21 protein-coding genes and 1 pseudogene are annotated in these 26,254 nt (G+C 63.2%); 8 read left to right on the top strand and 14 right to left on the bottom strand.

Going from position 1 to position 26,254, the window contains the following annotated elements; genetic code table 11:
* Positions 1 to 2 precede the first annotated feature (2 nt).
* Positions 3 to 611, bottom strand: coding sequence for a LemA family protein (locus ACPPVP_RS09015; RefSeq protein ID WP_426533270.1), 609 nt, complete (start codon positions 609 to 611; stop codon positions 3 to 5).
* 163 nt (positions 612 to 774) lie between these two features.
* Between ACPPVP_RS09015 and ACPPVP_RS09010 the strand changes: the two genes are divergently transcribed.
* Genes ACPPVP_RS09010 through ACPPVP_RS09000 form a run of 3 tightly spaced genes read left to right on the top strand, consistent with a single transcriptional unit; the run spans position 775 to position 4,003 of the window.
* Positions 775 to 1,623 carry an enoyl-CoA hydratase gene (locus ACPPVP_RS09010; RefSeq protein WP_426533268.1) on the top strand — a complete coding sequence of 283 codons (849 nt, stop codon included), beginning with the start codon at positions 775 to 777 and terminating at the stop codon, positions 1,621 to 1,623.
* A gap of 19 nt (positions 1,624 to 1,642) precedes the next feature.
* Positions 1,643 to 2,794: an acyl-CoA dehydrogenase family protein gene (locus ACPPVP_RS09005; RefSeq protein WP_426533266.1), complete on the top strand. Its 1,152-nt coding sequence runs from the start codon at positions 1,643 to 1,645 to the stop codon at positions 2,792 to 2,794.
* Between the two features lie 12 nt (positions 2,795 to 2,806).
* A complete protein-coding gene (locus ACPPVP_RS09000; protein ID WP_426533264.1) occupies positions 2,807 to 4,003 on the top strand; it encodes an acyl-CoA dehydrogenase family protein in 1,197 nt (398 codons plus the stop codon).
* Between the two features lie 175 nt (positions 4,004 to 4,178).
* Here the strand turns inward: ACPPVP_RS09000 and ACPPVP_RS08995 are convergent, their stop codons facing one another.
* The 3 genes from ACPPVP_RS08995 to ACPPVP_RS08985 all read right to left on the bottom strand — a co-directional run bounded on the left by ACPPVP_RS08995 (position 4,179) and on the right by ACPPVP_RS08985 (position 10,311).
* A complete protein-coding gene (locus tag ACPPVP_RS08995) occupies positions 4,179 to 6,506 on the bottom strand; it encodes a xanthine dehydrogenase family protein molybdopterin-binding subunit (protein ID WP_426533262.1) in 2,328 nt (775 codons plus the stop codon).
* A gap of 165 nt (positions 6,507 to 6,671) precedes the next feature.
* On the bottom strand, positions 6,672 to 7,547 hold the full coding sequence (locus tag ACPPVP_RS08990) for a dihydrodipicolinate synthase family protein (protein ID WP_426537752.1): 876 nt from the start codon (positions 7,545 to 7,547) through the stop codon (positions 6,672 to 6,674).
* A gap of 94 nt (positions 7,548 to 7,641) precedes the next feature.
* Positions 7,642 to 10,311 (bottom strand): M1 family metallopeptidase, encoded by a 2,670-nt coding sequence (locus ACPPVP_RS08985; protein WP_426533260.1) that lies wholly within the window; start codon positions 10,309 to 10,311, stop codon positions 7,642 to 7,644.
* Positions 10,312 to 10,628: 317 nt separating this feature from the next.
* On the opposite strand from ACPPVP_RS08985, the gene ACPPVP_RS08980 reads away from it, so the two are divergent.
* Together ACPPVP_RS08980 and ACPPVP_RS08975 are read left to right on the top strand one after the other, a co-directional pair.
* A complete protein-coding gene (locus tag ACPPVP_RS08980) occupies positions 10,629 to 12,293 on the top strand; it encodes a hypothetical protein (RefSeq protein WP_426533258.1) in 1,665 nt (554 codons plus the stop codon).
* Positions 12,294 to 12,334: 41 nt separating this feature from the next.
* A complete protein-coding gene (locus ACPPVP_RS08975) occupies positions 12,335 to 12,745 on the top strand; it encodes a hypothetical protein (RefSeq protein ID WP_426533257.1) in 411 nt (136 codons plus the stop codon).
* A 4-nt stretch (positions 12,746 to 12,749) separates the two neighbouring features.
* On the opposite strand, the gene ACPPVP_RS08970 is transcribed toward ACPPVP_RS08975, so the two are convergent.
* Together ACPPVP_RS08970 and ACPPVP_RS08965 are read right to left on the bottom strand one after the other, a co-directional pair.
* Positions 12,750 to 14,861, bottom strand: coding sequence for a BTAD domain-containing putative transcriptional regulator (locus tag ACPPVP_RS08970; RefSeq protein ID WP_426533255.1), 2,112 nt, complete (start codon positions 14,859 to 14,861; stop codon positions 12,750 to 12,752).
* Positions 14,862 to 14,900: 39 nt separating this feature from the next.
* The gene (locus ACPPVP_RS08965) at positions 14,901 to 16,262 is read right to left on the bottom strand and encodes a YcaO-like family protein (RefSeq protein ID WP_426533253.1); all 1,362 of its coding nucleotides are present in this window, start codon (positions 16,260 to 16,262) and stop codon (positions 14,901 to 14,903) included.
* Between the two features lie 68 nt (positions 16,263 to 16,330).
* Here ACPPVP_RS08965 and ACPPVP_RS08960 point away from each other — a divergent pair, with 68 nt between their 5' ends.
* Positions 16,331 to 16,885, top strand: a complete 555-nt coding sequence (locus ACPPVP_RS08960; RefSeq protein WP_426533251.1) for a hypothetical protein — start codon at positions 16,331 to 16,333, stop codon at positions 16,883 to 16,885.
* Between the two features lie 57 nt (positions 16,886 to 16,942).
* Here ACPPVP_RS08960 and ACPPVP_RS08955 read toward each other — a convergent pair whose 3' ends face one another.
* The 5 genes from ACPPVP_RS08955 to ACPPVP_RS08935 all read right to left on the bottom strand — a co-directional run bounded on the left by ACPPVP_RS08955 (position 16,943) and on the right by ACPPVP_RS08935 (position 20,784).
* On the bottom strand, positions 16,943 to 17,392 hold the full coding sequence (locus tag ACPPVP_RS08955) for a helix-turn-helix domain-containing protein (protein WP_426533249.1): 450 nt from the start codon (positions 17,390 to 17,392) through the stop codon (positions 16,943 to 16,945).
* A 59-nt stretch (positions 17,393 to 17,451) separates the two neighbouring features.
* A complete protein-coding gene (locus tag ACPPVP_RS08950; protein ID WP_426533247.1) occupies positions 17,452 to 17,778 on the bottom strand; it encodes a hypothetical protein in 327 nt (108 codons plus the stop codon).
* Positions 17,779 to 18,050: 272 nt separating this feature from the next.
* Positions 18,051 to 19,694, bottom strand: a complete 1,644-nt coding sequence (gene pgm / locus ACPPVP_RS08945) for a phosphoglucomutase (alpha-D-glucose-1,6-bisphosphate-dependent) (protein ID WP_426533245.1) — start codon at positions 19,692 to 19,694, stop codon at positions 18,051 to 18,053.
* 98 nt (positions 19,695 to 19,792) lie between these two features.
* Positions 19,793 to 20,044: a DUF3551 domain-containing protein gene (locus tag ACPPVP_RS08940; RefSeq protein WP_426533243.1), complete on the bottom strand. Its 252-nt coding sequence runs from the start codon at positions 20,042 to 20,044 to the stop codon at positions 19,793 to 19,795.
* Between the two features lie 224 nt (positions 20,045 to 20,268).
* Positions 20,269 to 20,784 (bottom strand): acyl-CoA thioesterase, encoded by a 516-nt coding sequence (locus ACPPVP_RS08935; protein ID WP_426533241.1) that lies wholly within the window; start codon positions 20,782 to 20,784, stop codon positions 20,269 to 20,271.
* A 349-nt stretch (positions 20,785 to 21,133) separates the two neighbouring features.
* Here ACPPVP_RS08935 and ACPPVP_RS08930 point away from each other — a divergent pair, with 349 nt between their 5' ends.
* Complete coding sequence (locus tag ACPPVP_RS08930) at positions 21,134 to 21,643, top strand: MarR family winged helix-turn-helix transcriptional regulator (protein ID WP_426533239.1); 510 nt, start codon at positions 21,134 to 21,136, stop codon at positions 21,641 to 21,643.
* Positions 21,644 to 21,657: 14 nt separating this feature from the next.
* Here ACPPVP_RS08930 and ACPPVP_RS08925 read toward each other — a convergent pair whose 3' ends face one another.
* Both ACPPVP_RS08925 and ACPPVP_RS08920 read right to left on the bottom strand, forming a co-directional pair.
* Positions 21,658 to 22,749: an AMP-binding protein gene (locus tag ACPPVP_RS08925; protein ID WP_426533237.1), complete on the bottom strand. Its 1,092-nt coding sequence runs from the start codon at positions 22,747 to 22,749 to the stop codon at positions 21,658 to 21,660.
* 179 nt (positions 22,750 to 22,928) lie between these two features.
* Positions 22,929 to 23,300, bottom strand: a pseudogene (locus ACPPVP_RS08920) (AMP-binding protein); the annotation flags it as partial.
* Between the two features lie 172 nt (positions 23,301 to 23,472).
* On the opposite strand from ACPPVP_RS08920, the gene ACPPVP_RS08915 reads away from it, so the two are divergent.
* Positions 23,473 to 25,092, top strand: a complete 1,620-nt coding sequence (locus ACPPVP_RS08915) for an AMP-binding protein (protein WP_426533235.1) — start codon at positions 23,473 to 23,475, stop codon at positions 25,090 to 25,092.
* Positions 25,093 to 25,102: 10 nt separating this feature from the next.
* On the opposite strand, the gene ACPPVP_RS08910 is transcribed toward ACPPVP_RS08915, so the two are convergent.
* On the bottom strand, positions 25,103 to 26,254 hold the full coding sequence (locus ACPPVP_RS08910) for an ABC transporter substrate-binding protein (protein WP_426537750.1): 1,152 nt from the start codon (positions 26,252 to 26,254) through the stop codon (positions 25,103 to 25,105).

Raw genomic sequence — 26,254 nt, 5'->3', positions numbered from 1 at the left:
CGTTATTTCGCGGGAGCCGGCGTCGGATTGAAATCCACCTTCGGCGCCGTCGAAATCGACTTCTCGTTCTCGACCGTAAAGTTCGGCTTTTCCTTGTAGCCGAACATCATCGCCGTCAGATTGTTCGGGAAGGTGCGGATGCCGATATTATAGTCCTGCACCGCCTTGATGTAACGGTTACGCGCCACGGTGATGCGGTTCTCGGTGCCTTCGAGCTGTGACATCAGGTCGCGAAACAGGGCGTCCGACTTGAGCTGCGGGTAGTTCTCGGTCACGACCAGCAACCGCGACAGCGCGCTCGACAGTTCGCCCTGGGCGGCCTGGAATTTCTGGAACGCGGCGGGATCGTTCAGCACCTCCGGCGTCGCCTGGATGCTGCCGACCTTGGCGCGGGCATTGGTGACGCCGAGCAGCACGTCCTTTTCCTGCTGCGCAAAACCCTTTACCGAATTGACGAGGTTGGGCACCAGGTCGGCACGGCGCTGATACTGGTTGACCACTTCCGACCAGTTCGCCTTGACCTGCTCGTCATTGGTCTGGATCGCGTTATAGCCGCAATTGGTCAGGCTCAGGCACGACAGCGTCGCCAGTACGGTCCATAATCTGCGCATCGAACTCTCCCTAAAGAAAATCAAACGCTGTTCTATCAGATTGGTTGCGTCAGGTATGCAGCCGTAAGCCGGCCTCCGGTCTATTTCGCAGGCGACGGCCCTTGCGTATCATTTGCCGAAATTACAACATGGCCGCCAACGATAAGGGAAACGCGAGGGTGCCATGGAGTTCGAGACCATCGTCGTGGAACGGCCGGAGCCACGCATCGCGCGGATCGTGATGAACCGGCCCGAGGCGCGCAACGCGCAGAACCTGCAGATGACCTACGACCTCAATGCCGCCTTCGACCAGGCGGTGCAGGACGACGCGGTCAAGGTCATCATCCTCGCCGGCAACGGTCCGCATTTTTCGTCGGGACATGATTTGCGCCCAGGGGCCAAGAATGCCGCCGGCGTAGATTTTCCGCCGGTCGGAAATTGGGGCGGATTCGCCAAACCCAACGCCCACGGCCGTTTCGCGCGCGAGCAGGAGATCTATCTGCAAATCACCCGGCGCTGGCGCAATCTGGCAAAACCGACGATCGCCGAAGTGCACGGCAAGTGCATCGCCGGGGGCCTGATGCTGGCATGGGCCTGCGATCTCATCGTCGCGAGCCGTGATGCGGAGTTCTGCGACCCCGTCGTCACCATGGGCGTCTGCGGCGTCGAATGGTTCGTGCATCCCTGGGAGCTCGGCCCGCGCAAGGCCAAGGAATTGCTGTTCACATCAGACGTCTGGAGCGCGGAGGAAGCGCACCGGCTCGGCATGGTCAATCACGTGGTGACGCGCGACGAACTATCCTCGTTCGTGATGAAGCTCGCCGAAAGGATCGCCGCAAAGCCTTCGTTCGCGCTGAAGCTGACAAAGGAAGCCGTCAACCGCTCGGTCGACGTCATGGGCCAGCCCGCGGCGATCGAGCAGGCATTCGCGCTGCATCAGCTCTGCCACGCGCATAACCTTCAGGAATTCGGAATGGTGGTGGATCCCGCAGGCCTGCACCCCTCCGTCAGAAAACCGGCACAAGCAAAATAGAACAAGCAAAGCAGATCAGATGGACCTTACCCCGAGTGACGAGCAGCGGTTGCTGCGCGAAAGTGCCGACCGCTTTGTCAGCGAGACCTATACCGCCGATCACCGCCGAAGGATCGCCAGCGAGCCGCTCGGCTTCAGTACCGATCTCTGGAAGCAGTTCGCCGATCTCGGCTGGCTGGCGCTGCCGATCGCTGAAGCCCATGGCGGGCTCGGTGGCGGCGCCATCGAGATCGGCGTATTGATGGAAGCGTTCGGGCGCGGTCTGGTCTCCGAACCCTATCTCTCCACGGTCGTGATCGGCGCGTCGCTGATCTCGGAATGCGGCACGGAAGCGCAGAAGCAGGCGCTGCTGCCAAAAATCGCCGATGGCTCGCTCTATCTGGCATTCGCGCATTCGGAGCGCCAGGCGCGCTTCGATCTCGCCGACGTCAGGACCACGGCGAAGAAGACCCCTGACGGCTGGCGCCTCGATGGCAGCAAGACCGCGGTGCTGGACGGCAGCGCGGCCAGCCAGATCATCGTGTCGGCCCGCGTCGATGATGGCTCCGGCAACCCGGGCAAGCTCTGCCTGTTCCTGGTGCCGCAAGGCATCCCCGGCCTCGCCTCGCGCGACTTTCCGCGGCTCGGCGGCGGCCGGGCCTGCAATCTCGAACTCCGGGATGTGCAGCTTCCTGCCGACGCCCTGCTCGGCGACGGCCGCGACGTGCTGCCCGCGATCGAAGCCGTGATCGATCGCGCGATGGCCGCACTCGGGGCGGAGGCTGTCGGCATCATGCAGACCCTGCTCGACCAGACGCTGGAATACACCAAAATCCGAAAGCAGTTCGGACGGCCGCTCTCCGCCAACCAGGTGATCCGGCATCGCCTTGCCGACATGGCGATGCAATGCGACGAGGCGCGCTCGATGGCGCTGCGCGCCGCGCTGATGGCGGATGCCGAGCCGGTCGCGCGCAGCCGTGCGGCATCGGGGGCGAAAGCCAAGATTGGCAAGTGCGCGCGCTATGTCGCCGAACAGTCGGTTCAGCTTCATGGCGCCATGGGCGTCACCGAGGAGCTCGACGTCGGTTCCTACTTCAAGCGGCTGCTCGCCTTCGACACGCTGTTCGGCGGCAGCGCCCATCACTATCGCCGCCACGCCGCCCTCGGCGGCCGTGCCGTCCAGGCTAGATAAGGAGCGCTATCCATGGATCTCACCTTCAGCGTCGAGGAACGCGCCTTCGAGCAGGAAGTTCGCGAGTTCATCGCGGCCAACCTGACGCCCGAGATAAAGCGCGCCACCGCGCTGACGCCGTCAGTATTCTCCGACCCTGACATCGGGATGGCCTGGCAGCACGCCCTCCACAAGAAAGGTTGGGGCGCGCCGGGTTGGCCGGTGGACCATGGCGGGCCGGACTGGACACCCGCGCAGCGCTGGATATTTGAGGCTGAAAGCGCCCGCGCCGGCGTGCCAAATGTCAACGTGATGGGCGTCAAGATGGTGGGCCCCGTCATCATCGGCTTCGGCTCGCCCGAGCAGAAGAATTTTTACCTGCCGAAAATTCTCTCTGGAGAGGATTACTGGTGCCAGGGCTATTCTGAACCGGGCTCCGGCTCCGACCTCTCCTCGCTGAAAACCCGCGCCGTGCGCGACGGCGACGACTACATTATCAACGGCACTAAGATCTGGACCACGCACGCCCATCACGCCAACCGCATGTTCGCGCTGGTGCGCACCAACGAAACCGAGCGGCAGCAGGACGGCATCTCCTTCATCCTGATCGACATGAAAAGCCCGGGCATCACGACGCGGCCGATCCTGACCATCGGCGGCGACCACGAGGTCAACCAGGTGTTCTTCGACGATGTGCGCGTGCCCGTCACCAATCGTGTCGGCGAGGAAGGCAAGGGCTGGACCTACGGCAAATATCTGCTCGAATTCGAGCGCGGCGCCGGCATCGCCTCGGCCAAATTGCGCGATGCGCTGAAGACGATTTCCGATCTCGCCGAATCCGACGTCACTGGCCGCGCCATCGACGACCCCGATATCGCGGTGCGGATGTCCGAGATCGAGGTCGATATCGATACGCTTGAAATGACCGAGCTGCGTGTGCTCTCGGCGCTGCAGACCGGACAGAATCCCGGCGCGGTGTCGTCGCTGTTAAAGTTGCGCAACAGCGAAATCCGCCAGGCGGTGACGCGGCTCGGCGTCGACGTGATCGGCAATGACGGCCTCTATGTCGAGCCGGTGCGGCCGCTCTATCGGCTCAACGAGGCGCCGGGGATTCCGGAGGAGATACTTCCCGTGGTGCCGGAATATCTCAACGGCCGGGCGTACACGATCTTCGGCGGCTCGTCGGAGATCCAGCGCGAGATCGTGGCGAAGATGGTGTTGGGGCTGTAACTCGCTTCACCCTCCCCTGGAGGGGGGGTCGGCTCGCATGAGCGAAGCGAATGCGAGACGGGGTGGGGTGACGGTCTCTCCACGTCCAACAGCGCCTGAGGCGTGAGACTGTCACCCCACCTCGCCGCGCGCTTTGCGCGCGTCGATCCTCCTCCTCCAGGGGAGGATAAGACCATTATTCCGCCGCCACTTTCGCATCCCGGATCGCCTGCCACACCTTGGCCGGCGTGAGTGGCGTGTTGAGCTGCTTGATGCCGAGCTCACTGAGCGCATCCATCACGCCATTGGTGATGCAGGGCGGCCCACCGATGGCGCCGGATTCGCCGCAGCCCTTGGCGCCGAGCGGATTGGTGACGCAGGGCGCGGAATCATCCAGCGTCACGACAATCGGCGGAATGTCGTCGGCGCGCGGGACGCAATAGTCCTGATAGCTCGCAGTCAGCAGTTGCCCTTCCTCGCTGTAGGCGACGCCCTCATACAGCGCCTGCCCGATGCCTTGCGCGACGCCGCCATGCACCTGGCCGGTCACCAGCATCGGATTGACCGCGATGCCGACGTCGTCAACCGTGGTGTAGCGCACCACCTTGCTAACGCCGGTTTCGGGATCGATCTCGACTTCGCAGATGTGCGTACCGTTCGGCCAGCTCGGGCCGTCGACCTCGCCTTCGGAATCGACGCTGAGCCGCGCGCCGTCTTCCTTCTTAGCGATCTCGAACAGGCTGATGCGCTTGTCGGTGCCGACCACCGTCAGCCAGCCATCGCGATATTCGATATCCTCGACCGACGTCTCAAGCACGTTCGAGGCCTTCTCGCGCGCCTTGGTGATCATGTCATTGCTCGAAACCGCGACCGCCGTGCCGCCGACGAACAGCGAGCGCGAGCCGACACTGCCGAAACCCGTGGCAAGATCGGTATCGCCTTGCACCACGTCGATCTTGTCCATGGCAATGCCGAGCGTATCGGATATCATTTGCGTGTAGGTGGTCTGCAGGCCCTGGCCCATCGCCATGGTGCCGGAATGCAGGATGATGCGGCCCTCTGCGGTCGCGTGCAGGCTGACCTTTTCGGTATGCGCGCGCCCGCCGGTCCATTCGATGTAGCTGGTGAGGCCGCGGCCGTAGAGCAGGCCTTTCTTCTTCGCCGCTTTCTTGCGCGCGGCAAAACCGTCCCAGTCCGCAAGCTCCGAGGCGCGCGACAGCATGTGCGCGAAGGCGCCGGAGTCATACACTTGGCCGACGGCGTTGGTGTATGGCAGTTGCGCGGGCTTGATGTAGTTGACCTTGCGGATGGTGCGCGGGTCCATGCCGATCTGCCGCGCGGCGGCATCCATCAGCCGCTCCACGATGAACACCGCCTCCGGCCGCCCCGCGCCGCGATAGGCGCCGACCGGCGCGGTGTTGGTCATCACCGATTTCACTTCGAAATGCACCAGCGGCAGATCGTAGACGCCGGTCTGCACGAAGGGACCGAGCACCAGCGGAATGATGTTGGCGGTCCCTGACGAGTACGCGCCGGTGCCGCCGATCGAGCGCACGCGATAGGCGAGCACGCGACCTTTGGCGTCGAGCGCGAATTCGCCGGTCGAAGTGAGATCGCGACCATGGGTGCCGCCGACGAATTCGTCGGTGCGGTCGCCGCGCCAGCGGATCTTCCTGTTCAGTTTGGTGGCCGCATAAGCGACGATGCCGTCCTCGGGATAAAGGCTGGTCTTCTGGCCAAAGCCGCCGCCGATGTCGCCGACCAGCACGCGGACGCTGTCCTTTGGCCGCTTCAGAATGGATTCCGCGAGCAGGTCCCGCGTCGAGCCGGGGGTTTGCGACTGCACATGCAGGATCAACCGGCCGGTCTTCTTCTCGATCTCGGCAATCGTCGAACGTGGCTCCATCGCCGAAGGCACCAGCCGCTGGCTGACCAGATCGAGCGAGACTTTATGCGCCGCGCTTGCAAACGCTTCTTCGACCTTGGCGGCGTCACCATAGCTCATGGCGGCCACGACGTTGTCGGGCGCCTCGGGCCACACCGCCGGTGCACCTGATTTCACCGCCTCGACGGGATCGACCACCGACGGCAACACCTCGTAGTCGATTTCGATCGCCTCGGCCGCCGTCTGCGCCAGCACCCGCGATGTCGCGACCACCGCGGCCACCGCCTCGCCGGCATACCGCACGATTTCATGAGCCAGCAGCCGCCGCGGCGGCACCGTCATCCGCTTGCCGTCCGGCCGCTTGAAGATCGCGAGAGTGGGCAGGGTACCGATATCGTCCGTCACCAGATCGGCACCGGTATAGACGGCCTCCACCCCGGCCATATCAAGCGCGGCCTTGGTGTCGATCGACTTGATCCTGGCGTGGGCATGGGGCGAGCGCAGCACATAGAGCCACAGCGCGCCTTCCTCGGGCTTGTCGTCGATGAACTGCCCCTTCCCGGTGAGCAGTCTCTGGTCTTCCAAACGCTTGACCGGCTGGCCCGCACCGAAACGCATATTGCCGGGAAGAATGTTCATCAGTTTGTCCTTCGAGCTTCTTGTCGGATTTAAGCGGGGTTTTAACGGCTTTTTTGCCTGAGACAACTCATTCAATTCGCTGCAATAAATGCGCCACACGCCGGGTGCATGGACCGGGAGCTGGGTACGATTCTGCCGTAAAGCAAGCCGCTTCGGCGCAGGCCTTTACCCGAGATCGCGCAACGCGGCCTCGACCACCTTGCGCTGCTCCGCCGTCAGGGCGGCCTGCGGCGGGACGGGATCGCCGACCGCGTATCCCTGAATGTCGAGGCCGGCCTTGATGCAGGCGGCGAGGTTGAAGCGCGCAAAGGCCTCGTTGATGCGCCATAGCCTGCGTTGCAGCGCCATCGCCTCGCCCCAGCGCGCCGCCTTGCAGAGGTTGTAGAGTTCGACGCTCTGCCGCGGAATGATGCAGGCCGGGCCGGCCATCCAGCCCAGTCCGCCGATCAGCATCACCGCCGCCGGGATATGGGCCGAAGCCGAGAACACTTTGATGCTGTCGCCACAGCGATTCATGATCGACAGCAGCCGGCCGGTGTTGGTCGAGGCATCCTTGATGTAGCCGATGCGCGGATGGGTCGCGAGCCGTGCGATCACATCAAGCGTCAGATCGGAGCGCTGGAACTGCGGGTTGGTGTAGATTACGACGGGAATGTCGACGGCGTCGGCAATGGCGCGGAAATAGGATTCGACCTGCGCGTCGGCGACCGGAAAATAGGCCTCCATGATCGCGAGAATGCCGTCGGCGCCAAGTTTTTGATGCGCCTTCGCCTGCGCCACCGCGTCCGCTGTCGACGTCGAGGCGACGCCGGCAATCACCGGCACGCGGCCCCTTGCGGCCTCGATGGTCGCATGCACGACAGTCGCGCGCTGCGCCTGGTCGAGATAGGCGAACTCGCCGGTCGAACCGAGTGGCGTCAAGCCGTGCACGCCCGCCGCGATGAGGTCGTCGCACAGCCGGCCCAGCACCTCGGTGCGGATCTGGCCTGACGCATCGATGGGCGAGACCAGATAGGGAAAGACGCCGTGGAAATCAGCCATGGTTGGAAATATGCCCCGCGCGGGAGAGTTGTCCGTCATGGCTATCCGGAATGCCCGGGCAAGGCAACGCTGCCTGAAGCACAGCGCATTGCCATCATTTGCGCTCCCCGATCCAGACCTCGATCGCCGGCAGCGCCCGAGATTTGAGGTCGGCGGAGATCGCAATCACTTCCTGCGCCCGGGCCGCCATCATGCGGCCGCCTGAAGTGGTCTGAGCCGGCGCGAAAGCTGCGATTTCGGCGGCGTGGCGCTCGTCGCTGAAGTTCGTCATGAAGTTTGGGATAAACAGGTCGCGAAATTGAGCCCCCTGCTTTGCGAACAGCGCATCGTAGTTCTTCTGCAGAAAATCCCAGGCCAGATCAGGCTGCTCCCCGGAGGAAGCAACCGAGCCGATCAGTCCGGTGAGGATCGTGCCCGGCACTTCGTCGCCAAGCGTCAAATCCAGCGTGGCGCGCGCCAGCGCCGGATCGCGCGCGGCGGCCGCTGCAAAATAATAGCGCAGCCGCTCATTGGTGACGGTGCTCTTGCGCGCCAGCGTCAGCAGCGTGTCATACATTGCGCGATCCGCCGTGATGCCGATGACATGGGTGACGGAATCGCGCAAGGCCGCCGGCAGCGATTGCGGATCGCGCAAGAAGCCGGCGAACCGCCGCTTTGCCTCCGCAATGGTTGCTTCATCGCCGAGTTCACCGAGTGTCCAGATCAGGCTGCCGCGCAGCAGGGTGTCGTCGTCGTCGCCCGATCCGCTGCCATCCCAGCCGAGCCGGTCGAACACGGGACGCAACTTGGCGCTGATGTAGCGCTGCAGCGCCGGACGCTCGGGCCGATCGCGCGACAGACGATTGAGCGCGGAAAATATTGTGATGATCTGATCCCATACCGGACGGCGGTCATCGACGCCGACATTCTCGACCAAGGCGAGATAGGATGACGGCTCGGCGCGGCCGGCCTGCACCATCGCCCAGCCGTCGGCGAGGAAATTGACGCGATCTGACGGCGACATCTGCGGCAGCGCCTTCGCCAGCGCGGCCATGCTCGCCGGACCGTACTCGACCCGGTAGTAACCGATATCGCCGAGATTGACCTTGATCGCCTCACCGCAGGATCCGGCAGGAACTTCGGTCGAGCCCTGCAGCAGCACGACATCGGCCGATGGCGCCGGGCCGGCCTTCCCGATCGCAACCGGTATTTGCCAGTTGCGCGGCGGCAAGGCCGCCGTCCGCGCCGGCGCGACCACGAAACGGCCCTGCCGCAGCGTCAGCCGCTGCGCGTCGCCGTTGCAAGCGGTTTCGGCCGATATCAGCGGCACGCCGTCCTGTTCGGTAAAGGACGCAGCGATTTCCGTCACCGGCTTGTGGCCCGCGCGCTCCAGCGCCCGCCAGAGATCGGCCGTGGTGGTGTTGCCATAGGCATGCGCGGCCATGTAGGCGCGGATGCCGTCGCGGAACGCCGCTTCGCCGAGATAATTCTCCAGCATGCGGATCAGCGCCTGCCCCTTATTGTAGGTAATGGCGTCGAACGCGATCATGGCCTCGCTCTCATTGGCGATCGGCTGCTGGATCGGATGCGAGGTGCGCCGGGCGTCGAGCGCCATGGCGAACTGCTTCGCCCCGTAACCGTTCAGCCAGCTTTGCCATTGCGGATAAAATTGCTCGGCAGCCTTCGTCGCCATCCAGGTCGCAAAACCCTCATTGAGCCAGAGATTGTCCCACCACGCCATGGTGACGAGATCGCCGAACCATTGGTGCGCCATCTCATGCGCAATGATGCTGAAGATGCCGCGCCGCGCGCTGTCCGGATTGGTTGCCGGATCGAACAGCAGCCGGCTCTCGAAGAAGGTAATGCCGCCCCAGTTCTCCATCGCGCCGCCGAAGCCGCCGGGCACCGCGATCAGGTCGAGCTTGGGCAGCGGATATTTGACACCGAAATAGTCGTTGAACCAGGCGAGCAGTTTCGTCGCGCTGTCGAGCGCGAACTTTCCTTGCGCAGCCTTGCCGGTGGTGGCGACGACACCTATCGTCACGCCGTCCGCCTCCGCCGTGATGCGTTCCAGTTCGCCCACCGTCAGCACGAACAGGTAGGTCGACATCTTCGGCGTCGGCGCGAAGGTGACGATCTTCAGGTTCGGATCGAGCGGCTCTTCACGCACGACCGGCATGTTGCCGACCGCGAGGAAATGACGCGGCACCCTCACGCTCAGGGCAAAACTCGCCTTGAAGGCCGGCTCGTCCCAGCACGGAAATATCCGCCGCGCGTCCGCCGGCTCAAGCTTGCTCGTCAGCAGCCGCTTCACGCCGCCGTCGGTCGGATAGTCGACGAAGAAGAAGCCACGATCGAACTTGTTGATCCGCGCCGTAAACTCGATCCGCAGCCGATGCGCGCCCGCGGCGAGCGGCTGAGCGAAAGTGAATGTCACCGTCTCGGCCGCGACATCGAGCGCGACGTCGGCGCGCTCCGCGCTATCGTCGGCGGTAACGGAAGCAAACGTGGTGTTGACGGCATTGAGCGTCAGCCGCGCCGTCGGTTCGCGCACCTCGATGTCGATCAACTCGACACCGGGAAGCGCGAGGCTCTCGGCATCGGGCCTCAGCTCGATCGAGTAGTTGATCGGAACGACCGTCTTCGGAAGCTTACCCGGCGTGGCGTCGAACGAGAAGATTGGCTCGGCGCGCGCGGTGCCCAAAATAACGATCACCACCGCGAGCATCGCACCGAAGTATCGCGCCAAGGAGGCTGTGAAGAATGCTGTGCGGATAAGCTTCACGTCCGGCTCCTATATCAAGCGACGCAATGAGATGCGGGACCATATAGCCGCATCGCTCGGCCGCAAACAGCCGGGAAACGCCACATTGCGCAGCATTTGGCGGACACAGATAGATCAAAAGATGTCCACAGATGTTCACAGGTTCTAATGATTTGAGTCACGATAATTTCACGACTTGCTCCGCAGTCTCGCCGCCCCGACCAAACGCGAGAGTGGTTTTAATGGCTCTGCAGAACGTCGCTGAAGCGTCTTCTTTCCGAACTTCCGAGTTCGATACGCACGACTCTGCGCCAGTAGCGACTGCTCAGGCGACGACAATGCCCGGCTTTCGTCACTTCCTCGCCACACCTGCGCCATCGCAGCGCTTCCGCGCCTTCGGTGCCGATCCGCTCGCTTCGCCGTCCCACCACGCGGAGCTCCGTGGATTGATGCATCGCCTGTCGCGGCGAATGGATGCTGCAATCAAGTGGCCGCCACTCCAGGCTCGATCGACCGAATACTGGGAAAATCCCTTTATCCCCTCCGGCTATACCTATCTGCTGCAGTTCGTTGCGCACGACCTCGTGCATTCGGCGATTCCGCTTTCGGTCGCGGGCGGCCTCGGCGGAGGGACCACGAACGCGCGCCGCACGCCGCTTCGGCTTGAGACGCTGTACGGCAGCGGTCCTGTCGGATCGCCGCACATCTACGCGCTCGATGCGTCGAATGACGACCGCCGCACCAAGCTGCGGCTCGGGCGAATGCGCTGGAAAGAGAACGAGCCGGCGAGCGGGTGTCCGTTCCGCGACATCGCGCGGACCCCGGCCGAGAACCTGACGGGGATCGACCGCAGTATTGCAGGTGTTCGTGTTGCGCTCACCGAGGCGCTGGTCGCCGATCCGCGCAACGACGATCACGCCGTCATGTCGCAGCTCACCGCGCTGCTGGCGCTGCTGCACAACGGGCTCATCGACATCATTCGCCGCCACGAAGGCAATGCGGGGCCAAACGGCCAGTTCGGCGCCGCCTACAAGCGCTTCCTGTGCGCCCGCGAGGCATTGGTCGCGATCTATCACAACGTCCTGCGCAAGGACCTGATGCGGCGGGTGATCCATCCGGCGATCTACGCCGTCTATAACGGACCGAACCCCGACTTCATCGATCGCCCCCATTCGACGGAACGCTTTCCGACCGGGGGCTGGGAAATTCCGCTCGAGTTCTCGCACGGCGCCTTCCGCTTCGGCCACGCCATGGTGCGACCCGAATACCAGATCAATGACCTGTCGCTCCACGACCTCAACATCACCCTTGAAAAAAGCTCGGTAAACGACCCCGCAAACATGCCGCTCGATGAGACGTGGATGGTGCAATGGTCGCGGTTTTTCGAGATCGACGGATCGACGCCGAATTTCAGCCGCCGCATCGGACCGCACCTCAGCGACGGGCTGGGCAATGACCAGATCTTTCCAGCGTTCGACGAAACGGCACGCGTCGGCCTGCTCTATCGCGACCTACTTGGAGCGGGACTGGCCGGCATGTGGTCGGTCGATGCGCTGATCGCCGAAATCGGCAACCGCAGACCGCAGCTCATTTCCGCCTCGCGCCTGCTGACCGACCGCGCCTACCGTGTCGATCAGCTTCGCGAATGGCTGGTTTCAGGACAGGTCTACGGCGCGCTCACGGACCGGGACATTGAAACCCTTGCGAACGATCCGCCTCTGCCGTTTTTCATCCTGTTCGAGGCGATGCAGCAGACCGACGGCCTGCAACTGGGGTTGCTCGGCTCGGTCATCGTATCGGAAACGATATTCGGGGCGCTGCTTGCCGGCGGCCCGCAACCGGCCGGCGGCGCCTCGCTCGCCGATCATCTGGATCGCATCTCCCACGAATTTTACCTGACAAACGTACTTCAGGAAATTCCAGAGATCTCAAGCATGGCTCAACTGGTGGAATTCACCACCGAGATTGCCGACCTGCGGCAGGCCGTGCCCGCATTTTTGTGAAGCGGAATTCTCCGCTTCACGCAACCCGGAGGAGTAAAAAGATGGCGCTCGAAAGAATGCAAGTAACCAATCATGAGCGGTGGGGCAACCTCGTAAAGACCTGGTCGACCGGCAAGAACTATCTCGACGACGACAATGAGTATCCGATCCCGAACTCCGTTGAAGAGTTCAAGGAACAACTGGCCAAGGCCCAGGTATTCATGTCGGTTCCGGATCGCTTCACCAAGGTAAAGTTCGTCGAGCAGGAGTTGGACACTATCGTAGTGCGCTTGCCGCCCGCGATGGCGATCGCCGATTCCGAAGAGAAGCTCAGCAAGCCCGGCTCGACCTATCCGCTTCCACCGTTCTACAAGCGCCTGTTCAACGGGTTGGATCCGGTGATTCCGGAAGCCGACAAGTTCAAGGTGCATGCCGAGCGTATCGGCGACTACACGATCAGCTACTGCGCCTGATGGTCTAGCCTCGCGTCAGGTGACCGATGCCATCTACAGGAAGCCCTCCGCCACGCAAGCTTTGGCGCAGGGCTTCCCATCGCTCTTTCACGCTGATGGGATGTGCCTGCATGACCCAGCGCGCCGCTTCCTCATCCGTTGGCGGCGACGATCCGACCCAGAATGAACGCAGACCGTTCACAAACCGCTGGATTTCCTGCTGCGCCAGCACGCGTTCTCCGAGCTGGAACAGCGCAGCCGCGCGCCATGCCGGCAGGATCTTGTTGATGCCCTGGGCGCGGTCGCACGCCTCGATGGTGCCTTCATAGTCTCCGCAAAAGAACCGCACAGTGCCGTGATACGCCCATTCCAGATAGGAGGGCGCAGGTGAGAGCGCCAGCGACCGTTCGGCGCGAACGCGGGCATCCTCGATCGATCCGCACATCGCCGAATAGTGAGCGCTGGACAGCAGCGTCCACGGGTCATTGTCGTTGAGCTCGCATGCGAGTTGCATGTGCGGCGCCGCTTCCGCCTCGCGAAGCGCCATCATGTAGGACCAGCCGCAGCACAGATGGGCCCTGGAATCGACGGGGTCCAGTTGAACGGCGGTCTTCGCCAGTTCGAGGGTGGCCTTGGCCTTGTCGAGATCACGAAAGACCCCCGGATGCACCAGATGCTCGATGTTGTTCATCTGCACGAGGCTGCTGTAGCAGGGCGAGAAACCCGGATTGTCGCGGATCGCATCGTGGAAGATGGTGACCGCCCGCCGCCAGCTTTCCGGATCGAATTTCGACATGAGATTCTGGCCGCGCAGCCAGCGGTCGTGCAGTTCGAGCGATACGTCAGGCTCGCCGGCCAGCCGCATCAGCCGCTCGGTCGACAACTGCACGTTCAACGAAGTCGCGATACGGCGGATGATGCGCTGCTGCGTTTCGAACCAGTTGCCGAGGCCGAGCCGGAAGCTTTCGCTCCAGACATAGATGCCGGTCGTGTCGTCCCGCAGCACCATCACGATGTTGATTTCGGCGCCGGCCTGATAGGCGGTGGTCTCGATGCAGTATTGCGGCGCCGTGCCCGAGGCGGGAAGCACGACGGCCGCGGGAGGACGATCGACCACGCTCCATTCCCGGAAGCGGACGAGGCAGGCGGCGAGATGCTGCGAGAACCCCTGCACCAGATGGCTGTGATCCTCGTCGACGCCATGCATTGCAAAAGGCCGCAGCACCAGCCGCGTCCTGGCCGATGCATTGACCGATGGTGACATCGGGGCCACCGGCTGGAGAGCCGTCCCCCTGACCATCCGGACGGCGAATTCGTCATTCGCTGCCGACGCGGCCCGATCGGCCGGCGCCGGCTCCAGAATGCCGAGTTTGATGTTGGCAACGAGTTCTTCAGTCGCCGACGACGGCTCCATCGCGTAGTCGCGGTCCAGGAGATCCCACAGCGCCTTGTAGATGCGCAGCGCGCCGGCGACGTCGCCCTGTTCCGCATGCGCCCGCATCAGATAGCGGCAGGCATATTCATGGGTCGGATCGAGATTGACAATCGCGGCCGCGATCCTCTTTTTGGCGTCGGCGGGTACGCGCGCGGAGGTCAGGCCTTCGTCGAGATTTCGCATCAGCCGTTCATGAATGGTCTGCCGCTTGGCCAGCACCCAGACGCGGAACGAGGGGTCGAGATCGTCCATTCCTTCGAGCAGCCGCCCGTCGAGCTGCGGCGTATCGAGCAACAGCGGGTGAACGCGTCCGCCTTCGGCGAGCTGGATCACGCTTTCGATGTCGACCTCGATTCGTCCGACGTCGATGCCGATCATCAGCCGTTCGGCGACGAAGCCGTCATATCCGGCCTCCTCGAGCAACGACCGCAGCTCGCGAACGACCTGGCGCAGCGAGGCGCGTGCCTTTTCCTCGTCCGAACGACTCCAGAGCAGGCCGACCAGCCGCTCGCGGCTCTCCTGCTTCGCCTCCAATAGCGCAAGGTAACTAAGAACCGCCCCGGCCTTGCGGGTTCGCAGTTCGATCGGCCGGCCGTTGAACCGCACGCCGAGCCGCCCGACCAGCGACACCGACAGACGCGGAGCGCTTTCAGGCGCCGCCGTGGCATTATCTGCTGTTATGGCGTTCACGCTGGCCGGCATACAACAGTTTCCGGAACCGGTTGGTTAATACCGCCCACTCTATATCAAAGCGACACCCCCGGTATAGATTTTGCCGCCTCCGGTTCGCGCAATCGTATCCTGCAGCCTGGACGTGACGATTTCGGACGGCTCGAGTTGCAGGCCGGGGGCGATCACGCGGACCACCGGAACAGCGAAGCGCTGGCGCGTCAGGTCAATACAAAATGTATCGATTCCGAGCTTCTCCAAACGCTCGACGATCAAACTGAATATGACGCTCTCTTCAGTTGCGTGGAACGGGAGATGATTCGCGTGCCCCGCAACAGGCTGCAACAATTTGCACTGATCGGTATTGATCGCCGCGCGCTGCAGATGGATGCGATCCTGGGCGTTGAGCGCGTCATCGCCACGCTCGCTGCGTTTGGCTGCGACGACGGCATCGGCCAGTTCAAGCTGACACATTTCCACAATCGCGGAGCGGACCGCAGCCTCCAGCGCCGGCCGCGCCGCGAGGCCGAAAGCAAAACCGGAGCCGTCCGCCCGGCATGAGACGGCTGTGACGCAGGGCACGCCGATATCCGTCGTGATGTCGAGCAGCCATGTCCGGCGTTGCACCGATGCGCCATGCCGGAGCTGCCGCAACAAATCTTCCGCCACGGCGCCGGCTTCGTGGTGCGGCGGAATTGATCGCGGTAGTCGACCGCCCCACCACCACAGGCTCGTGGCATCGCGCTCGATCAATTCCAGCAGGCCGTGCAGTGCCGCGGCATCCAATGACGGACCGGCGGCGGATCCGATGCTCAGCGGATATGGCGGCGCGAAGTCGCGTTGCGCCAGCGGACGCCGCAGGCAGATGTCGGCAGGAAGCCACACTTCGCCGCCGTCGTTCACCCTCGTTGCGCGACACCAGGAGAGCGCTCGCTCCGGTTGCATGCGGCGTCCCGACAGGGCAGCGACCAGTTTCAGCGCGTTCGGACCGAGTCTTCCGGACCAGTCGTCAACGGCGGGTTGGAGCAACAGGTCGCTTTCGGCCTGCAATTGAGACAGATATTCGATTCCCTCGCCGATGCAGCCCTGAAATGCATCCCGCAACGTAAGACCGACGCCGGAAACGCCGACCATCGGACTTCCGTCATGCAACGGATCGGCAAGCGCTGGATCGAATTGCGCGCCAAAGCTGAACAGACGGGGCGCATCGGGCGAGGCCAGTTCGAATACCCGCGCAAATCGGGAAGCCGCGATGAGCAACTGGGCGCGATTCGTGGTCTCCGGATCAATCCGGTTGCTGGATTCCGAGGCATATTCCAGCGCCTGCAAGATACCTATGGCATCGTGATCGCCAGCGGCGTCCACTTCGTTGCCAAGAAGCAACGATGCCGCGCGTGCAAACAATTCCTGCATCGAATTTACGGTACCGCTCACGGTGACCTCACGACTTGACGTGCAAACTCCAGACGAGAGGCCAGCCCGCCCTCGCCCTGGAGGAACTTATGCTCGCGAAAGCCTTAGTCATAGCCATGGCAGCAGATATTGCCCGTTCAGACTATGCCAAGCCGACCGTGATTCGCAGCCGCAGCCGCGAGTGGCTGATCGCCTGCCGTTGGGGACCGGAGGGCGAATATCTCTCGATTGCGACGGCCGGCCCGATCACGGAGCCTCTCGCACTGGTTGCACCGCAGGTGATCGCGCCGATCCACAGCCTGGTCGGTGTGCTGGTTTCCGAATCGGAATCGCAATCCACCAGTACGTTCCTGTTGGTGCGCCAATTGCCTGGTGCGATCGAGCTTGCCGGTACATTTTTTCCGGCCGATGGCTACGTGCTACTGCAGGACCACGGCGACATTCATCTCGTCTGCAAGGCGCGTTACTCGCACAGCTGCGGCTGGCTCAACGGCAAGGAGATCCGCAAGGACATCCCCGATCCGGCCCCCTATTCGGCCGAGGCAATGTCCTGGCATATCGAAGCGACGCGCCGTGACTGGATCGGCGAATTCATTCCTGGCGTGAGGCCGCCGGAACGACTTGCGATTCGCGCGACCGGCTGACGCCTCCAACCGGATTGCGTGGCGGCACGAGATCGCCGCTCGTCTTCCTGCGGAAGACTATCCTCGCGATGGAAACTTCCGCCGCTCACCAGGATCGACAGTATTGAGACGCGTAACCGTGGCCTTGGCTCCGGAAGGTCGATCGGCAATGCTTTCAACCAGTTTCGCGATACAGGACCGGACCCGCGGACTGGGCGTTCGCGCATATGCCGTGAAAACGCGCCAGGCGCCCGGCTCGGCGAGCAAGTGAACCGGAGAATCCAAGCCGGGAGGCCCAGCCCGGGAAGATTCAAAAAACTCGCCAACCGAAACGTCCAGCACGGAAGCGATTTGCGCCAACCGGCTGGCGCCAACCCGGTTGGCGCCTCGCTCGTATTTCTGCACCTGTTGAAAGGTAACGCCGATTCGCTCTGCGAGTACGGTTTGGCTGACGCCGCGATTGACCCGCAACATACGAATCCTGGCACCCACCATCGCATCGAGTGGGCCAGACTTCCTCGTCGCCATGGGCAGGCTCCCAACTGTTCGAGTTGGAACCTTAGCACAACCTCTGGAAGCTCAGGGCACTAATTTGCGATCACAGGAAGCATTTTTACGCGCTGCTCGACAGTGGCATGCTCAATCGTCAATCGGCCACTCGGGTCGATCGCCGCCTTCATGGCCGCCGGGCGACTGGTTTCGAGGAATTGCTGCAGGACAGCCCGACTTTCTTCCGAAAGCGCAAACAGCCCACGCATCAATTCAAAGAATCCCGGTTCTTCCGCGACATAGAGCAATTCACGCAGTTCCGCGCCGGTATATTGCCCCAACGCCGTCAAAAGCCATTCGGTTTGGTCATTCGGATCGCTCTCCGGCACCCGATTCAGATAGTAGACGACCGATTCCGCACTCATTTCATCCCCCGGTACCGCGCGCGATAGCTTACAGGCCCCCCGCTCCCGGACGGCATTCTGGCAGCTAGCTCCCGAGCCTAACACTGCGTGGTGCTTCGTGATTTCAGCGTGATCGCGAGTCCGGTGGCGTCCGAAATTCGGTTCCGCAGTTCCCGCCCCCGCCCGGAGCGTGCCGAACTGGCGCAATTGGGCGCAGCCTGGCGCAGTATTCTTCCATCGCACGATGGGCAGTCGGGGATTTTCCCATTGCCCCAACCGACTCACCGCGAAAATCAGAAGGCCTTCGCGATCGCGCGCTGAGCGTCCTGCTGAATCGCTTTCAGATGATTCTGGTCGCGGAAACTCTCGGCGTAGATCTTGTAGACGTCTTCGGTGCCCGATGGCCGCGCGGCAAACCATCCCGCCTCGGATTCAACCTTGATGCCGCCGAAGGATTGATCGTTGCCCGGCGCCCGGGTCCGAATCGCGCTGACCGGTTCGCCGGCAAGCTGGCGCATATCGAGCTGCTCAGGTCCGAGCGCCTTCAGCGCGCTCTTCTGCTTCGGCGTCGCCGGCACGTCGATTCGCTCGTAATGGGGCACGCCGAGTTCGGCCGTGAGGGTCGCGAACAACTGGCTTGGGTCGCGGCCAGTTCGGGCGAGGATTTCGGCGGCGAGCAGTCCCATCACGATGCCGTCCTTGTCGGTCGTCCACACCGAGCCGTCGCGCTTGAGGAACGATGCGCCGGCGCTTTCCTCGCCGGCGAAGCCGAACGCACCGCTGCCGAGGCCTTCGACGAACCATTTGAAGCCGACCGGGGTTTCGACCAGCTTGCGATTCAGCTTGCCTGCGACACGATCAATGATCGAGCTGGAGACGATGGTCTTGCCGATCGCGGCCTCGCTGCTCCATTGCGGCCGATGCTCGAACAGATAGGCGATCGCAGCCGCAAGAAAATGATTCGGATTCATCAGCCCGCCCGTGCGGGTCACGATGCCGTGCCGGTCGGCGTCGGTGTCATTGGCAAAGGCGACGTCGAACCTGTCGCGCATCGCAATCAGGCTTGCCATCGCGAACGGCGAGGAACAATCCATGCGGATTTTTCCATCCCAGTCCGCCGTCATGAAACGAAACGTCGGGTCGACGGCGGTGTTCACAACAGTCGCATTGATCCCGTAATGCTCGATCAGCGGCTGCCAGTAGTGAACGGCGGCGCCACCCAGCGGATCGATGCCGATTTTCACGCCCGACGATTTGATCAGCGCCATGTCGACGGCATTGCCGAGATCGGCGACATATGGACGGATATAGTCGTGCAGATGCGTCGAGGGCGCCTTGCGGGCGCGCTCATACGGCACCCGCGCAACGCCCTTCATGTCAGCTTCCATGTAGGCGTTGGCGGCCTTTTCGACCTTGGCCGTCACATCCGTGTCGGCCGGGCCGCCATGCGGCGGATTGTATTTGTACCCGCCATCTTCAGGCGGATTATGCGACGGCGAGATGACGACGCCATCGGCACGTCCGCTGGTCCGCCCCTTGTTGTAGCTCAGGATCGCATGCGAGATCACCGGCGTCGGCGTGTAGCCGCCGCCGCGCTCGTCGATCATGATGTCGACGCCGTTGGCGGCAAACACTTCCACCGCACTCACCAGCGCCGGCTCGGCGAGTGCATGGGTATCGATGCCGACGAACAGCGGACCGGTCAGCCCGGTTTCGCGGCGGTGGTCGCAGATCGCCTGCGTCGTCGCCAGGATATGGTTTTCGTTGAACGAGTTTTTCAGCGAAGTCCCGCGATGGCCCGAAGTTCCGAAGGCAACGCGCTGGGCGGGATCGGAGGGATCCGGTTTCGACGCAAAATAGGCCGTTACCAACTGCGGCACGTTGACAAGGGAGGCGGAATCGACCGGTTTACCGGCAGCGGGATTGGGGGCAGTCACGTGACCTCACAGAATGAGTGGTTCACCGGATTATACGCAGAAGCGATGGCCTGGGCAAAACTGGGCATGAGCCTCCGAAGCAGGCCGATCCACTGCCTCTAGTAAACGCCGTGTTGCCGCGGTTTCCTGCCGCCCAACGCGAAATACGGATTGTTCAAGCATTGCGCCGAGCGGCCCGATGCTGTTGCCGCGCACTGCGCCAGCGAAGTAAAGCTGCAGTCGATATAGCCGCCGCCAGTGGCGTAGGTTTGCAGGCAAACCGGATAGTTTGGATCATAGGTCTGGGCGCGCGCGGACGCGACCGTGAACACCGCTGCAATCGTCAGAATCATGCAAGCCAGCACGCGCATGGGGACTCCTTCGGGACGGACAAAGAAGAGAAGACAAGGGGGCTTGGCTACTTCCCGTCCACGAACAGATAGGAAGCAATAAAAAATCGGCCACCTCAAAACAGTGGCTCGTTTGGCGCCCTCCGACCGATACAGTCGGACAGATCAGAAGTACCGGTCCGTATCCTGTTCAGTGGCCCCTCGTAAGCGGTACGCGCTTCGCGCGTTCAGCTTGGGGACGGCCGTTACGCCGGCAGGCTGCTCGGTCCGTATCGCAGGCTTGTTGAGGTAAGGCTCGCCGACGCATCGCAATTCGCCTGATAATTCTTCAAAGCGAGGCGCATGTCGTCGGGCAACGCAATCGATTTGTGATCCACCAGCGAGGTTGTCACGGTCACGAAGGTGGCGCGGACGCACTCGGTGCCATCCTTGAATGCGTGAACCGTAAGCTTTAGCGAGGTGCGTCCGATATCGCGCACGACGACCGCCACGTCGAGCACGTCGCCCATGCTGCTGGGCTTGGCGAAATCCGCCGAGACGTGCGCGTAGCCGAGGCCGGTCCGCCGTGTTCCGACCAGCTCATGATAGGGCAGTCCCAGCGCATCGCCGTACCAGTCCTCGATCACGCCGTTAAACAGGTTGAGATATTCCGGCGTGTAGACGATTCCAGCCGGATCGCACGAGCCGAAGCGCACCCTGAGGCGCGTGCGCCAGACGCCGCTCGGCAACTCGGAAAGTGTCAGGGATTCAAAACGGGCCATGCGAGGCGCTCATTTTAATTTAGGTATAAAGTATTATTTTATAGCCGGGCCGGCATGCAGAGTCGAGCATTGAAGTCTCCCGTACGCCGTGTTCCGTCCCAACCGGAGATTCAGCACGGAGGTAACGGGACCGCATTTCCTGTATGGGCCGGGCCTGCCCCGCTTGCCCCGCCATGATATCATCTACTACGGTCGCGGGTGCTTCGAGTAACCGACCCCGGGAGCTGGAAGTTCAGATCCCTGGCGTACCCGGCACTTGATTTGGTCCTAAAGGATTTACACCTTCGCTTCAGAACCTTTGGTGCCGATCCGCTCGGCCGCATAACGGAACGTCGGGAGACCTGGATTGATGGCCGACAAGGAGATCGCGCTGATCGACGAAGAGAACATGACCGAGGAAAACGCTGACAACCGCGCCCAGGTGAGGGTATGGCTTCGCCTCCTTGCCTGCACGTCCTTGATCGGCGCCGAGCTTCGCCGCCAGTTCCGCGAAGAGTTCGATTTCACGATGCCGCGATTTGACGTGCTGGCACAGCTCGATCGCGAGCCTGTCGGGCTGGTGCTGGGCGAGTTGCCAAAGCGCCTGATGGTCACAGCCGGGAATCTGACCCCGATCGTGGATCGACTGGTCGAAGACGGTTTCATCACGCGCTCGCCGTCGCCGCTTGACCGTCGTGTGCAGATCGTCTGCATGACGTCCGAAGGCCGGAAGGCGTTCAGGCGGATGGCAAAAAAACACGGCCTCTGGCTGGCTTCGCTGCTTGCCGAATTTCCGAAAGGGCGGCTCGACGGATTGGTCAGGGAACTCGACGACCTGAAGAACGCTGTGAAGCGCGTGACGGACCAGGCCCGCGCCTGAACTGCGCCGCCAGGCTAGCGGCACAGTTTGTATCCGGCAGCATCGCGGTCCCAGGTGTCAGCAGTTTTTCCGCCCTCGCGCAGCGTGACCTTTCGGATCTTGCCGTTTTCGGTGAGCGGCATTTCGGCGACGATCCGGACAAAGCGGGGAACAGCGAAATAAGCCATCTTGCCCTCGCAATGCCTGACGACATCGATCGGCTCCAGCGTATGGCCGGGTTCGAGCTGGACGGCGGCAGCAACTTCGTCTTCGCCGAGCTCGGACGGCAGCGGAAAGATCGCGCAGGCGGCGATCGCCGGATGTTTTAGCAGTACCTGCTCGACCTCCCAGGATGAAACATTCTCGCCGCGCCGGCGAATGGAATCCTTCATCCGGTCGACGAAGCGGTAGTGGCCATCCCCATCGCGCACGATGCGGTCGCCGGTATGAAACCAGCGATTTCGCCACGCCTCGGCCGTCTCGTCCGGCATTCCAAAATAGCCCGTCGAGAACGCCAGCGGCTCCGACGAACGTAGCAGCAGCTCGCCGGCCTCACCGTCAGGAAGGGGCTCGTCGTCGGGGCCGACGATGCAGGCCTCCACGCCCTCGACCAAATGGCCCATCGTGCCGGGGCGATCGGACGGAATTGAGCTCGTGAACACGAAATTCGTTTCGGTCGAGCCGTAGCCGTCGAGCAGCGGCACGCCGAAGCGTTCGAGAAACGGGCCGTGGAACTGACCTGGGACACCGCCGCCGAGCGCGACCCGCAGAAAATGCGCGGTATCGTCGGTGGATTTCGGCTGCGCCAGCAACATCACGGCCATCGCACCCAGAAGATAGCCGACGGTCGCCTGATTGCGTCGCGCCGCCGCCCAGAAACCGGAGGCAGAGAATTTCGGCTCCAGCGCGTAGGTGCAGCCGTTCAGCAGCGCCTGATAGAACGCATTCAGCGCATTGGTGTGAAACAGCGGCAGCGTCGTGAACAGCACATCGCCCTCGCGGATGTCGAGCGCGCGCGCCGAATAGATGCCCCACCAGAACATCTGCGCCTGCGGGCAGCAGACACCCTTGGAAGGACCCGTGGTGCCCGACGTATAGAGGATCGCGACCGTGTCGTCCGGCCGCACGGGCGCGGGCGGAGCCCCTCGCCAAGCGCGGGCATTGGCGGGGCTGATCCCCGCACGAGCGAGGACGCGGCGTCATCGCCGATCGTCCAGACAAGATCCGGCGGTACGACGTCGCTTTCCAGCGTTTCGATGGCCGGCATGAAGGCTGGCTCGATCGCCAGCAATTTCGGCCTGGCGTTGCGCAGGATGTGGCTGAGCTGGATGCCGCGCAGCGCGGTGTTGATCGGTACGGTCACGGTACCCATCCAGGCGCAGCCGAGATAGATTTCCAAAAATTCCGGCCGGTTCGAGCACATCAGGGCGACGCGGTCGCCGGCCTGAACACCGGCCCGCATCAGACGGGCCGCGGATGCAGCGGCGATCGTAGCCGCATCCGCATAGCTCCATCGTGTTTCGCCGAAGACGAACAGCGTGCGGTCGCGGTATCGCGCGGCCTGCCGCGTCAGAATGGTCGAGAGAACCCGGTCCGCCGACGGGAAGCGTTCAGCCGCCTGCGACCAGATCGGCGCAGCCGACCGCTGCCCGGTCGCGCCGCTATCGCCTGCCTGCACCCGCGCCTCCCAAAGGTTTCGCCGGGCTGGTCTGCGATAGATCGCACTTGGCCGGCGAGATAGTTTAGGCTTAAAGTATTCACGAAAGCTGCCGCCGCGGCAAGGGCTGCGTGCGGGTTCCGGCTGCCATCCCCGGCGGTGGCTGGAGGCATCGACAGGAGCTGCGTCCGCAATGAGCCTCGGCACATATCGATCGCCATCCGATGCCTTCGCGGCCACGGCCGCGAGACGGCCGGACGCACCATTCCTGCTGGCGCCTGCAAGCGCGGGACTGCCCTACGCGCCGCAAGGATTCAGAATTGAATACGGCGCCTTCAAGACCGACGTTGACCGGCTGCGCGCGGAATACGCCGCCGCCGGCTATGGACGCGGGGCGCGGGTTGCCTTGCTGCTCGAAAATCGCCCGGTCTTCTTTTTGCATTGGCTCGCGCTCAATGCGCTCGGGGTTTCGATCGTTCCGATCAACCCTGACGTTCGCCCCGACGAATTGTCCTTTCAGCTCGAGCTGTCGCAGGCCGATCTGCTGGTGGCGGCATCAGATCGCATGCAGGTGACGAAGGGGGCGGCGCTCGGACGCGCCCGCCTGATCGACACCGACAGCCGCATTCCGCCGTGCCAGACGGACGTCGTCGCGCAGAATGCCGAGTTCAACGACGAGTGCGCGCTCTTGTTCACCTCAGGCAGCACCGGCAAGCCCAAGGGCTGCATGCTTTCGAACCGCTATTTCCTGCAGGTCGCGGACTGGTATCTCGGACAGGGCGGCGTGGCCGAACTGCAGCCGGACCGCGAGATCAACCTGACGCCGCTGCCGATGTTTCACATGAACGCGCTCGGCTGCAGCGCGGTCGGCATGATGGTGCTCGGTGGCGCCGTGGTTCCGCTTGATCGCTTTCACGCCAGCCGCTGGTGGCAGTGCGTGGCCGACAGTGGTGCGACCGTCGTGCATTGTCTCGGCGTCATCCCCGCCATTCTGCTGCAACTGCCGGTGACCGAGGTGGAACGGCAGCATCGCGTGCGTTTCGCCTTCGCGCCCGGCGTCGATGTCCGCCACCGCGCCACCTTCGAGGAGCGCTACCGCATCCCGATCGTCGAGGCCTGGGCGATGACCGAAACCGGGGGTGCTGCGGCCACCACCACCTCACGCGAACCGGCAGGCTTTGGCGCGCGCTGCGTCGGCCGGCCATCCGAGGGCATGGAGTATCGGCTCGTTGACGATCACGGCGCGGACGTCGCGCCTGGGAAACCCGGCGAGTTGCTGGTCCGCGCCAAGGGCGAAGATGCCCGCGCGGGTTTCTTCAGCGGTTACCTGAAAGATGAAGAAGCCACTGAAGCCGCCTGGCAGGACGGCTGGTTCCACACCGGCGATCTCGTTTTCGCCGATGAAGACGGGCTGATGTATTTTTTCGATCGCAAGAAGACCATCGTGCGGCGCAGCGGCGAGAACATTGGCGTGCTCGAGGTCGAAAGCGCGCTTTACATGGACGCTCGTATCGGCGGCTGCGCGGTAACGCCCGTTCCCGACGACATCCGCGGCGAGGAGGTCTTTGCTTTCATCGTGCCGAACGCAGCGGTCGACGATGCCGCCGCGTTCTCGGCCTCGATCGTCAAGACCTGCGCCGAACGCCTCGCCTATCACAAGGTGCCCGGCTATATCGCGATCGTCGACGAACTGCCGCTGTCGTCAACGCGCAAGCTCGCCCGCGGCGAGATCAAGACGCTTGCGGCTGAAGCAGTCAGCGCCAACCGCGCGATCGACATGCGCGCGCTGAAAGCCAAGCTGCGCCACGCCTGAGCTGCAGCCATTACGGCAGCAGCTTGTATTTCCCGTTTTCGATCTGGACCAGAATACGTGAGCGGCTGTCGACGCCGTGACGATCGGCCGGCGTATAGGTGTAGATGCCGTGCGTACCCACGACCTCCTTAGTCGTGAACAACGCCTCGCGCAACGCATTACGGAACGCAGGCGTCCCGGGCACCGCGCCCGTCGCCTTGGCGCGCTTGGCGGCATCCATGAACACCAGCCAGCCATCGAAGGCATAGGGCGAAAACCCATCGGTCGGCGCCTCGCCATTGGCCTTCTCGTAGGCAGCGCGGAACGCAAGCCCGACCTTGCGGATTGGATTGCTCTCGGGAAGCTGCTCGGCTGCCGTTATCGGTCCCGTCGGGCAGATGATGCCCTCGGCCGATTTGGCAGCAAGCCGCAGCAAGTCGGCGCTGATCATCCCATTGTTGCCATAGAGCGGTCCCCTGTAGCCACGTTCGGACAACGTGATCACCGGCAGCGCGCCCGGCGTCCCGGTGCCACCCAGCATGATCGCATCGGGCCGCGCCGAGATCGCACGCAGCACCTGCGCGGTGACTGAATTGTCGGAACGCGCATAGCGCTCATTCGCGATCACCTTGATATTGGCCGCTTCAGCAGTTTGTAGCAGGGCGTTATAGAACAGATCGCCGAGAGCGTCGGAGAAGCCGATGAAGGCGACGGTCTTCACGCCGCGGTTCTTCATGTGATCGACGATGCCTTGAACGAGGAGCGGCATCGGCTGCGGCGTCTGCACCACCCAGGGCCCGCCCTCCCCGGCCGGGACCGGCGCGATCGGCGAAACCGCCACCATCGGGACCTTCATCTCGATGGCAGCAGTAGCCATCGCCAGCGTCTGCGGTGCGCCTGACGTGCCGATCAGGAAGTCGACCTTCTCCTGTTCAACGAGCTTGCGGGCGTTTCGCGTCGACGCGGCCGGATCCGAGCCGTCGTCGAGCTGGATGACGCGGACTTTCTCGCCATCGATCTCGCCGATATAGGCCTGGCCCGCGGCGAGCCCCTTGGCGTTCGGCACGCCGATCGAGGACACCGGACCGCTCAGGCCGGTTACGAAGCCGACGAGGATTTCGGCACGCGCCGGCGCCATGGCGCCGAGCAGGAGTGCTGCGCCGATCAACAAGGTCTCTTTCAT

The sequence above is a fragment of the Bradyrhizobium sp. McL0615 genome (genome assembly GCF_049993905.1).
GTDB lineage: Bacteria > Pseudomonadota > Alphaproteobacteria > Rhizobiales > Xanthobacteraceae > Bradyrhizobium.
The sequence above is the reverse complement of the archived record's forward strand: the minus strand, read 5'-3'. Positions and strand labels throughout refer to the sequence as shown.